This window comes from Vallitalea okinawensis (genome assembly GCF_002964605.1).
In the GTDB taxonomy this organism is placed as follows: Bacteria; Bacillota; Clostridia; order Lachnospirales; family PQDH01; genus Vallitalea_A; species Vallitalea_A okinawensis.
Genome location: NZ_PQDH01000005.1, coordinates 292,815 through 304,790 on the forward strand (window position 1 = coordinate 292,815; position 11,976 = coordinate 304,790).

Below are 11,976 nucleotides of genomic sequence, written 5' to 3' on the forward strand. Positions count from 1 at the left end.
GCCAAGTAACCCAATTTTACTGTACTTCTATCTTCTTAGTGATTACGATTAAATCCCAAAAATTTAATAGATCATCCTTAAAAATAAGAACATCCTTTTTATCGACTTTTTGAATCTCAAAATTCAGTTGAATAGGCTGACCTAATTTTTTATCAGGTGATGCTAAAAAAACAGTGTCAACACGAAAATCAATAGGTAAATTAAATTTCAGATTTTTTAATTTATGAATTGCATTTTTTTTCTCTGTCCAGTTATTTGAATTATTATATAAATTAATAAGGGAAATGGAAAGAAAGCCTCTTCCCTCTTTAATAATTAACCACACTTTATTTTCTAATGCAGCTACACTATAGTTGAAGTTCTCAAAGCATCCATAATTATCCTTTAAACGATAATAGATTTTTGTTACATCACTCACATTCTCTTCAAAAAGAACGTCCTTGTATCGTATTTGAAAATCAAAATAAGCTCTTATTTCCTCTAAAAGATCCTTTTTAATACGATGCAGAAGATAATATCCACCATTAGAGAATATGGTAGCTAGTAGTAATTTATAACTGTTTATCTCATGTGGTATGCTATGTAACTTAGGTATTTGGCAATCAATAATAACAGGCTTATAATGACTAAAGTACTTTCCCTCTAGAATAATATTCTTTAGTTGATAATATGTACAGTAAGGTTGGCGAACTTTTAAAATAAGAGCAGCCTGCTCTGTTATATCATAATTCTTGATAGGCCAATAGTAATCTCTATAAATAAATAATTCCTTGTTCAACTTACTAATTTCCTTGACTAAGTCAAATTGCGAACGAAAATCTTCATAATTCATACCTTCAACACCTAATACCACACCGTTGATGTATTCGACTAAGGATACAACATACCTTTTAAATGTTCCTTTAAGCCATGTAAGCTTATGCTCTAAACTATTAATTATTTCGTCTAGCGCATCTTTATGTTGATGCTTTTTATCTAATATACTCCAATGACGCCGTTCTTCATAGTGGGCCTCCCATTTATCTTTTAATGGTAAATAGAGAAGATGGTTGATACCGCTTTCTTTATTTTTTGATTTTTCAAAAAATTTATATGTTGTAAGAAAATAATAATTAATATGCAATTGCTTAAAGTGAGTAATAACTTCTTCGTTGATTGCATCTACCATAGCTATACGCGTTGAATGGTGAGATTCATAAGTAAAATCTATAGACAAGGAGTACTGATGCACCTTTTTATATCCTTGATAGAGTATTACATCAATACCATAACCTCCTATTTGCCACTCACTATACTCTAGATCATATTGCAGCTTCATGGATTCCCTATCTCTTTCAATGTCTTGGTGTAATGTTTCTACATCTAAAAGGTTGGTCCACTTCATTATCTGTATCTCGAGTTTAATGGTATGATTATACTGATCAGCACCTTCTAAATCAATTGTAAGCTTAACCTGATCTCCCATCATATATTGGCTTTTATCGGGTACTACATTCCTAATAAGCAACCTCATCCCCCTTTCTTAAAAAGCCAAGTTGAATTTTTATAGGGCTTATTATAATCATACGATGGTACAAGTTTTAATATTTATACAAATTTAGAAAAAGAAGAACTCTTATGAGTCCCTCTTATTCTTCATCGTCTTTCTTCTTATTAAGATGTATTTTTTTTCGGTTCTTTTTCCATATTGGTATGATGAATGCTGCAAGTATACCTAAAATAATAATAAACGGAATGGCTCCAACTGTTAATAATAGTAATCCTTCTGCCAGGCTCTTTAAAGCCTCAATGGAGCCTTGGAAGGTTTTAGAGATTTTATCACCTAAACTAGGGTTGAAAACGACCTCTGTTACTTCTTGAACTTCATGTAAACTTATATAAAGTGTTGTATAATCAATAAGATTATCCCAACGTTTTAATTGGCTAGTCATTGAGTCAATTTCATAGGTAACTTCGGCAAGTTCCTTTTCTAACTTAATAATCGCTTCAAGATCATCTGCCTCATCTAATATGGCTAGTAATCTTTCTTGTTGCACTTCTTTTGTATGCAAGCGTGATTCCATATCGTAATATTCCAAGGTCACATCTTCTGCTTCTTCTCGCTTATTCGTTATGACTCCAATATCCCCAAGGCGTTCAACAAATACATCTTCTTTTCCCTTAGGTATACGTACTTTATAATAAGCTGAACGATAACCGTATTGATTATTTATACTTCCGCCTTCAATCTCTGAGTGCTCGATATAACCGTCTAGATGCTTTACCTGCTCCTCAATAAATTGAGTACTTCTTTCATAGTCTAATGTTTCAATATCATAATATCTTGTTATAATCAGCTTTGGTTCATCACCAAGGGACTTCTCAGTATTTTCTTCTTGCCCATCTGAATTATCAGATGTTGCACTTTCTTCTTTTGGCTCTTCTTTAGCCTCTTCTTGGGATGTATATCCTGTCGCCTCACCAAAGGTTAGTTTAACCTCATCACTTTTTTGAGCAGTTGTTGCTCCTCTATCATAGGCTGCTTCATTTGCAACTGAATCTTGTGATTCCTTAGATGAACACCCTGATACAACCATCAACAACATCACAACTAAAACAAATAAACTTATTATCTTTTTCAATTTGCTTCCCCCTTTGCAAAAAACTTATGTTAATTTTTTTCTTAACTATTAGACGTAAAAAAACTTCAGTTGGTTCCATTAATATGTATATTAAACATTATATCTCATAATCCTTATTAATAATATGGAAAAAAAGAATCCCTGATAGAAATTGCTTTCTATAGGGATTCCAATCTTATATAGTTGTTTTAATTCCAAAGTAAGTTATAATTCCACTAGCAGCGATCTCTCTTTGCTACGATAACAAATTGGAATGGGTAGAATTTTTCTAAATAGAATTTGTGTTTTTTATAACGGCACCATTTGTCATCTAAATCTACACATTTCTCAATATCAAAGTAACCTGCTACAGTAAAAATAGATAAGTCAGTATCTTTGATTCTTTCGTTCTCTTTAAATAATCTTCGATGAGGTGGTCTTAATGGACGTGGGCAGATACATTCGTTATGACCGTGCCATCTTAATTCTTCTTCGTCAACTTCTTCATCAAATTCCTCTTCAAATTCTTCTTCCAATTCTTCCTTAACCTCTTCGTATCCTTCAAATTCACTCATTGATAAAATCCTCCTTTTTATTAATCGACCCTCATTAAGGGTTGTTTAGTATATACTATTCATCAGAAGGACAATCTGTGCTATCCTCTAAGCCAATTTTAGTAATTGAAAATGGGACTGTCATATTGTAATAATAGTCGACCCCCTCAACATTGACTATCTCCTCTATATCCGCTAAAGCTGTTATATTAATAACTTTTTTTCCATCAACAGTTGTTTCATTTATTTGGATTGCATCCATATTAATAGTTGGATTCTTAAATACCGTTTCACTGATACCTAGATCTGATATTTCTTTTTTGAATTTATTGATGAAGGTTTGTTCGATTTTTTTGTATAACTTTCGATTTACTATTTGCTTCTTACTGTTGTATTTATCGAGGTCATAGTAAGCTACTTTTTTTATCTTGCGAAATTTCTCAGAGGTATCTTCTTTATTAACTCTGTGGCATATTAGCTTATCGGATTTTACTTTCTTTAAAACACTTAGAAATTTCTCTTCTTCAATATTCATTCTCCCATCCTTTCAACTTGAACTCCTACTATATACTATTGAATTATAGATTATATTGCCACAAGTTTAAGGTAAAACAAGAGTGACCTCGTCACGTTTGCTAGCAACTTGTTTCGGCTGGAAAGTTTCCTTGACGTTAATGAAGACGCCTTTATGAGCAAGAAAAAAACGTATGACAAAATTCTACTTTGTCATACGTCCTATTAATTTCCTATACACCTGAATAAGCGCTAAATCCTCCATCTACAGGAACCGTAATCCCTGTTACAAAACCAGAAGCTTTATCATCGATGAGCCACATCAATGTTCCAAACAATTCTTCTGGTTTACCTAAGCGATCCATAGGTGTTTGGCTTAATATCTTTTCACAACGAGGTGTTGGTTGATCATTCTCATCAAGCAGTAAACGGTAATTTTGTTGTGTTAAGAAGAAACCTGGAGCAATGGCATTAACGCGTATGCCTACTTTAGACATATGAACAGCCAGCCATTGTGTAAAGTTGGAAACAGCTGCTTTAGCACCACTATATGCCGGAATACGTGTTAATGGTGAGAATGCATTCATTGAAGAAACATTTAGAATAGCTGTTCCTTCTTTGTTCACCATCTTCTTTGAAAATACTTGTGATGGTATGAGGGTTCCAATAAAATTTAGATTAAAGACAAATTGGATGCCTTCTTCATCTAGATCAAAGAAAGTCTTGATATCGCTGTTTGGATTCATTATATCTTCTACTTCCAAATAATCTTTTGAAGTCGTGCCTTTAGGATGGTTGCCACCTGCACCATTAATAAGAATATCGCAATCCCCTAATTTTTCCGCAACTTCTCTTTCTGCTGCTTCTACACTTTCCTTTACTAGTACATTACATTCTACTCCAATTGCTGTACCACCAGCTTCATTAATTTCTTTGGCAACTACTTCAGCTGCTTCTTTTTTTAAGTCTAATATGGCTACTTTAATACCATGACGACCTAATTCTTTAGCAAAAGCACCGCATAAGACACCACCGCCACCTGTTACAACTGCTACCTTATCTTTTAAATCTGCCATTTGATTTACCCCCTTTTATTTGATTTATCAATTGCTTCCCATAATCCCTTTAAATAGGTTGCTCCTAAAGCTCTATCATATAGTCCATAGCCTGGACGACCTGTTTCTCCCCAAATCATTCGACCATGATCTGGACGAATAGGCCCGTCAAACCCTACATCATGATATGCTTTCATTATTTCATAAACATCTAATGAACCATATTCTGAAGGATGAGCTGATTCTTCAAATGACTGTTCACCAGTAATTTTTACATTACGGATATGTCCAAAATGAATTCTACCTTTTGAACCAAAATAACGTATGATCTCTGGAATATCATTGAATCCAGCAACGCCCAATGATCCAGAACACAATGTTAAACCGTTATTAGGACTATCCACTAAATTGACAAAACGCTCTAGATTCTCTTTATTCGTAATAATACGTGGCAAACCAAAAATTGACCATGGTGGATCATCAGGATGTATAGCCATCTTGATGCCGACTTCATCTGCTACTGCAATTACCTTCTCAAGGAAATAACGAAGGTTATTCCATAAATCTTCTTCTGTTATCGCTTGATAACTCTCTAATAAAGCCTTTAACCCTTCTTTGGTATAGCTGGTATCCCACCCAGGTAACTCAAGATCACCACTAAGAGGATTCATCTTTTCCACAGTCTCATCTTTATAGATAAGAGCATTAGAACCGTCTTCAAGAACATATTCTAACTCTGATCGTGTCCAGTCAAAAACAGGCATAAAGTTATAACAAACTACCTCAACGCCAGCTTCTGCAAGTCGTCTTAATGTGATGCAATAATTTTCTATATATGTCTCTCTACTTGGTAATCCTAATTTTATATCTTCATGAACAGGAACACTTTCAATAACTTCTAAAGTTAATCCTTTGGCTTCAATCTTATCCTTTAACGCCATGATCTTTTCCATCGGCCATGCTTCACCAACAGGTATATCATATATTGCAGAGACAATTCCTTTCATGCCCGGTATTTGACGAATGTGATCCAATGTAACAGGATCATTATCCCCGTACCATCTAAATGTCATCTTCATGGTTATTCCTCCTCTTATAATTATCCCATATTATTCGGGTTTAATATTAAAATACGCTAGAGCGTTATTATAACTGATGTTTCTAATCATATTCCCTAATAACTTCATGTCCTTAGGAAATTCCCCTTGATCAACCCATCCCCCAATCAAGTTACATAAGATTCTTCTAAAATATTCATGTCTTGTATAGGATAAGAAACTTCTGGAGTCAGTAAGCATACCAACAAAACGGCTAAGAAGTCCTAAATTAGCTAAAGCTGTCATCTGCCTGATCATGCCATCCTTTTGATCATTAAACCACCAACCAGATCCGAACTGTATTTTACCTGGGACACCTTCCCCTTGATAGCAACCTATTAAGCTACCAATGACTTCATTATCTCTTGGATTAAGGGGGTAGAGTATGGTTTTAGGTAGTTGACCATCATACTCAAGAACATCTAATAACTTAGCTAAAGGCTCCGCAATAAGCTGGTCACCGATAGTGTCAAACCCTGTATCAGGTCCTAGAATATTGAACTTACGGCTATTATTATTTCTTTGACAGCCAATATGTAATTGCATAGCCCAGCCTCGTTTAGCATATTCTTTTCCACAGAATGTCAAGATTTTAGTTTTATATTTTTCTACTTCTTTTTTGGTAAGTTCAGAACCGTTTAATGCCTTTTTCAAAATGAGATCCACTTCCACGTCTGTTCCTTCACAGAATGTTGGTGGTTCTAAAGCATGGTCTGACAGACGACACCCTATTTCATGGAAATAGTCGATACGCTCTTCCATTGCTTTTAATAAATCTGTTAATCCATTAATCTGCACATCAGCTACTGCAGCAAGTTTCTCTATCCAAGCTTTGAAACCATCTTTTTCGATGTTAATACCCTTATCTGGTCTGAAGGTGGGAAGGACTTTTGTACTAAAGTTTGCATCATCTCTGATTATTTTATGATATTCTAAGGTATCTGTGGGATCATCGGTGGTGCAGATAACTTTTACAAGGGATTTTTCAATCAATTGTCTCGCTGTAAAGTTTCCATCATTTAGCAAAGCATTGCATTGTTCCCATATAGCGTCTGCTGTCTTACTACTCAAAGGTGTATCAATACCAAAATAGCGCTGTAATTCTAAATGAGTCCAATGGTATAATGGATTACCAATACAGTTTTCTATTGTTTCTGCCCACTTCATAAATTTCTCTTTATCTGAGGCATCACCTGTTATGTATTTCTCTTCTACACCGTTGCTTCTCATGGCTCTCCACTTATAATGGTCACCACCTAACCAGACCTCTGTTATGTTTTTATAGCTTTTGTTATGAGCTATTTCTCCAGGACTTAAATGGCAATGATAATCATAAATTGGCATTTCCTTGGCGTACTCATGAAAAAGTTCTCTTGCTGTTTCAGACTCTAGTAGGAAATTCTCATCCATAAATTGTTTCATACTGCATCCTCCTTTGCACACGTGTACATCTTTATTGTAATATTAGGAATGATTTCTACCATTCCCTCTTATTTAACGTAACTTTATATTCTATTATATTGCTTAACGGAGCCTCTATCAATTAATTTTGTTCGAATATACTTTATTTCTTTTCCAACCTCTTCTCCCTTGACTAAAACCATTAAGCGATTTGCTCCTATTTTACTGACTTCTTCAACAGGTCGCTGAATAGCTGTTAATGGCGGAAAAGAATACTCTCCAATCTTGCTATCTTCGAAACTAATGATTGAAAAGTGTTCTGGTACTTTCATACCAGCTTCATAGATAGCTTTAATAGCGCCTAAAGCCATATCATCATTTGAACAAAAAATAGCTGTAGGTTTCTCCTTTAAATCTAATAGGGTTTTCATTCCATCGTAACCACTGTTTGCACTGAAATCTCCTTGAATCATATAACAGTCTTCAGGTTTCATTTGATGACTTCTGAATGATTGATAATAACCTTCTAATCTCTCAGTTGCCATAGCAAATTTTTCTCTACCTTTGATGATCGCTATGTGCTGATGTCCTTTAGCAAACAATGCATTAATCGCCATTTCAACACCAATTCGATCATCTGATAAATAACAACTGATATCACCAAAATCAATCGCTCGATTAAGTACAACCACTGGAATCTCTTGATCGATCACCGCTTGAATAAAATCATCATCAGCTTTACTTTGACTCATAACTATGATACCATCAAAGTTTTTCTTACTTATTTGATTGATAGGACATTCATCTATCCCTTTAACCACCAAGTTATACTCTGAATCAATTTGACCACTAATTCCTTTAACAACTTCATGAAAAAAGTGAGCAGATGTTCCAATATTTAGAGTAGAGAAAAATAATCCTATATTATACGATTTGGCTAACTTAAGACTTTTAGCATTATAATTGGGGGTATAATTATGTTCTTCTGCTATCTCTTTAATGCGTTTCTTTGTTTCATCATTAATTAATGGACTATCATTAAGCGCTCTAGAAACTGTTGCATGGGACACATTCGCTAGCTTCGCAATGTCCTTTATGGTTATACTCAACTTCTTCACCTACCGTATTTATGGTACATAGCATTTAAATTTGCTTCATTACAATTGCATTATAGCACGCTTTGCACACGTTTACAATAATCTTTTTCTGGAATTTAGGTTAAAAAAATGACCAGTAAGTGCTTATAAGAACTTACTGGCCACCAACCATATTACCTTATTTAAAACGCTTGATGAATACATCTATATTACTTGCATTAATCTCAAAGGTTCCTGTATCCATGTACTTATCAACAGATTTACCATTAATGGCATCAGATAAAGCTTTAATTGACTTTTCTCCCCATACAAATGGTCTTTGACTGATACAACTATCAATTAAACCTGATTTGACTTCATCTCTAAGACTCTTTATGAAATCAATGGTTACAATCTTATAATTAGCTCCATACTTTTCTTTGTAACGGCAATAGTGAATAGCCCAATCAATATTGGTACTATAAAATAGCTCAAGATCTGGGTGCTTTCTTAAGATACCTTCAATAATGCTATCTGCTTCTGCTTCAGTAGGGTTCGCAGGTATTGAAACAGTTTCCAATTGAATATTAGGGTAACCTTTAACTCCATCAGCAAAACCTTGTCCTCGTTGCTCAATACATTCAATATGTACATCGTTCCATTTTCCCATAACAACTGTTCCCTTTTTACCTAGCATCTTAGTGACCACTTCTGCTGCAGCTTTACCAGCATTAATGCCATTGGTCTCGTAAAGACCTAAACTATTGATACCATCTAATTGGGAATTAATAAAGATCAGTTTAGTTCCGCTGTTACTAATCTGATTCAATAATTCTTTGATCTTTGGATTATCTACTGGGCTAATAGCTACACCATCATACTCCTCTGCTAAAACATTCTTCAGAAAATTAACTTGATTAGCTACACAATGTTGACGGTCACCTGCTTCAAATATATCAACTTCTACATTATAGACTTTGGCTGTCGAATGAGCAGTAGTTTTAAGTGGGTCCCAAAATTCATTAGTACTGTCCAAAATAATAGCAAATTTTTTCTTATTAGAAGCTGCTCTTGCTACTTTGATATCTCTTGAATTCTCCTCAATTTTATCAATATTGAGTTGGAGATTATTGGTTAGGTCTTTTAGTGCATCAATGGAGTTATGTTGAGACATAACAAGGGATGCTAATTCCTCAGTTGTTGCTGCTGATTCTTGTGTCACTGACGCAATCGTCTCAATGGAGGATGCCAAAACATCTTGACTTTTATAAAAGAGATTAAAGTTTTCTCCAAATTGATTTTGCTGCTGTATAAACATACCTGTGAAATTGCTGATATTATCAAAGCTATCTGCCGCTTGATTAACAGATGTATTTTGCTTACTAAATATAGCTTCTGATTGATCTAAAGTACCTTTTATTTCAGTCAAGCTAGTTGCAATATTGGTAATTAAATCATTAATATTGGCACTGGATTCACGACTATCCTGAGAAAGCTTTCTAATTTCTTCTGCAACCACTGCAAATGATCGACCTACTTCGCCTGCTCTTGCAGCCTCTATACTTGCATTAAGAGCTAATAAACTTGTTTGATCAGATATACCATACATGATTTCTGTAATCTTGGTTATGTTTGATGCTAAATCAACAAGGTTATTAACTTGCTGAATAATACCTTCAATGACTTCATATAACTCTTCATTATTTGTTTTCAGTTCTTGAATATTACCATTTCCAATAGTGCAAATGTCATTTAGCTTAGTTGTCTCATTAATCAGATTAATTGACATTTCATTCATCTCTTCTGATTTTTTACTTAACTCTTCTGACAACTGGGCACACGTTTCAACTTCACCAGCTTGTGATATAGCTCCTTTAGCAATACCATCTGAAATCTCAGAGATAGATGCAGCGTTATCAGAAACTGAATCAATTGAACTTATTAAACTCTCACTAACCACTGTCATATCGTTTATGCTGGTAAAAAGTTTCTTAAAGTAGTCTCTAATTTCTTTGTAAAAACCAAATAACCCACCTTGTTCTTCATGTCCTTGGTCATCCATAACCTCATCCATGAAGTCCCAATTATTAAGCTTTTCCACGAATTTTGACAAAAATCCATCTTTCTTATCTCCCATACCTTTTGAAAAAATAAACGGCATGATGACTGCAAAAATAACGACACCTATGTATACTAAGAAAGGAACATTTGGTAATAATAATTCCAAACCAGTTAATATTAATACTGGTAAAAGAGATACAACATAAAAAGCGATAAATATCTTCCTTAATTGACCCACAGCAAAACCTCCTCTATAGTATATTCATCTTTTTAGACAAAACTATAACATTACTACTATTATACTAAATAATACAAATAAATAAAATAAAATATTAGCAAAATTTACAAAAAATTTATTTATTCAGAATAGAGTAGCTAGGCTACGTCTTCCTTTGGAAGTATTAATAGAATTATATAACTTTCCTATAAGATGAGAAAAAGGATGACATGAAAGCCATCCTTGTCCTAAATTAATACATTAGATTAATCGTCATATTCGTCGTATTCGTCATCCTCTTCTTCAAATTCTTCTTCGTCTACTTCATCTTCTTCGTCTTCATCTTCGTAATCTTCATACTCAAACTCATAGTCATAGTCATCATCATAGCCATGACCATGATCATGATCATGTTTCTTAAAAATGAAAATAGGCTTTACAACTACATAGTTAACATTCTTAGTAAGGTCTACATTCTTATCGCTTACTTTATTAGCTGCATAGTTATCATTATCGTTGTCGTTCCAGTTGTCATTCCAGTTATCATTATCATTATCGTTCCAATTGAAGTTTCTATTTTTTATCTTTTTCTCATCTTTCTTACGACGGTGCTTTTTACAATCGCAATAATATTTTTTCATATTTTCACTCCTTAATTATTATATAATTTGGCATTATACTCCATCAATAGAGGACATGCCTAATATATATTATGTTAGAGCGAGGCGAAGAGTTCCCATAATGACAAAAAGACCCTGCAAGGGTCTATTTATGATGGCAACATAACTTGTCTAATGCAATTACCATCAAAATCTTTTACTTTAAATTCATTTTGCTCTAACACACCATATGAATGAGGGTTTTCTTCCTTGGGTAATGTGATTGACCCTGGATTGAAAATATAATTGTCTCCAAATGCTTCTGCCACTGGAATATGGGTATGTCCATGGACTAATATATCCCCTTTACTAATGTTAGGTAATTGTTGGCGATTGAATAAATGTCCATGTGTAGCAAAAATTCTTCTTCCATTATAAAAAAGGATCGCATAGTCAGCCATAATAGGAAACTCAATAACCATTTGATCTACTTCACTATCACAATTACCTCTAACTGCTATGATTTTATCTTTATAAGCATTGAGCTTAGTAATAACAGCTTTAGGATCATAACCTTCTGGTATAGGATTACGTGGTCCATGATACAACGCATCTCCCAGTAATACAATATAGTCTGCTTGCTCTTCCTCAAATTTCTCTAAAGCTTTTTCCAACCATATTATCGATCCATGAATATCGGACATAAAAAATAATTTCATAAATGCTAACCTCCTAGTATATAGTGAGCTTAATTGCGTTTAATAAACAATTTACTCCTATTATAACACAAGAAAAGTGACAAC

Annotated in this window: 11 protein-coding genes; all 11 read right to left on the reverse strand. The window is 34.0% G+C overall.

Annotated features, from left to right (window positions below; all coding sequences use genetic code 11):
- Positions 1 to 16 precede the first annotated feature (16 nt).
- Positions 17 to 1,507 (reverse strand): glycoside hydrolase family 66 protein, encoded by a 1,491-nt coding sequence (locus C1Y58_RS15750; protein WP_157950140.1) that lies wholly within the window; start codon positions 1,505 to 1,507, stop codon positions 17 to 19.
- 121 nt (positions 1,508 to 1,628) lie between these two features.
- On the reverse strand, positions 1,629 to 2,621 hold the full coding sequence (locus C1Y58_RS15755; RefSeq protein ID WP_105617041.1) for a DUF4349 domain-containing protein: 993 nt from the start codon (positions 2,619 to 2,621) through the stop codon (positions 1,629 to 1,631).
- 215 nt (positions 2,622 to 2,836) lie between these two features.
- Positions 2,837 to 3,175 carry a hypothetical protein gene (locus tag C1Y58_RS15760; RefSeq protein WP_105617042.1) on the reverse strand — a complete coding sequence of 113 codons (339 nt, stop codon included), beginning with the start codon at positions 3,173 to 3,175 and terminating at the stop codon, positions 2,837 to 2,839.
- Between the two features lie 55 nt (positions 3,176 to 3,230).
- Positions 3,231 to 3,689, reverse strand: a complete 459-nt coding sequence (locus tag C1Y58_RS15765; RefSeq protein WP_105617043.1) for a hypothetical protein — start codon at positions 3,687 to 3,689, stop codon at positions 3,231 to 3,233.
- A gap of 211 nt (positions 3,690 to 3,900) precedes the next feature.
- A complete protein-coding gene (locus C1Y58_RS15770) occupies positions 3,901 to 4,743 on the reverse strand; it encodes an SDR family oxidoreductase (RefSeq protein ID WP_105617044.1) in 843 nt (280 codons plus the stop codon).
- A 5-nt stretch (positions 4,744 to 4,748) separates the two neighbouring features.
- On the reverse strand, positions 4,749 to 5,801 hold the full coding sequence (uxuA, locus tag C1Y58_RS15775) for a mannonate dehydratase (RefSeq protein WP_105617045.1): 1,053 nt from the start codon (positions 5,799 to 5,801) through the stop codon (positions 4,749 to 4,751).
- A gap of 30 nt (positions 5,802 to 5,831) precedes the next feature.
- Positions 5,832 to 7,241: a glucuronate isomerase gene (gene uxaC / locus C1Y58_RS15780; RefSeq protein ID WP_105617046.1), complete on the reverse strand. Its 1,410-nt coding sequence runs from the start codon at positions 7,239 to 7,241 to the stop codon at positions 5,832 to 5,834.
- An 83-nt stretch (positions 7,242 to 7,324) separates the two neighbouring features.
- On the reverse strand, positions 7,325 to 8,329 hold the full coding sequence (locus C1Y58_RS15785) for a LacI family DNA-binding transcriptional regulator (protein ID WP_105617047.1): 1,005 nt from the start codon (positions 8,327 to 8,329) through the stop codon (positions 7,325 to 7,327).
- Positions 8,330 to 8,495: 166 nt separating this feature from the next.
- Entirely contained in the window at positions 8,496 to 10,595 is a 2,100-nt protein-coding gene (locus C1Y58_RS15790; protein WP_105617048.1) for a substrate-binding domain-containing protein, read from the reverse strand.
- A gap of 245 nt (positions 10,596 to 10,840) precedes the next feature.
- Complete coding sequence (locus C1Y58_RS15795) at positions 10,841 to 11,215, reverse strand: hypothetical protein (RefSeq protein ID WP_105617049.1); 375 nt, start codon at positions 11,213 to 11,215, stop codon at positions 10,841 to 10,843.
- Positions 11,216 to 11,343: 128 nt separating this feature from the next.
- On the reverse strand, positions 11,344 to 11,892 hold the full coding sequence (gene yfcE, locus C1Y58_RS15800; protein WP_105617050.1) for a phosphodiesterase: 549 nt from the start codon (positions 11,890 to 11,892) through the stop codon (positions 11,344 to 11,346).
- Positions 11,893 to 11,976: the final 84 nt, after the last annotated feature.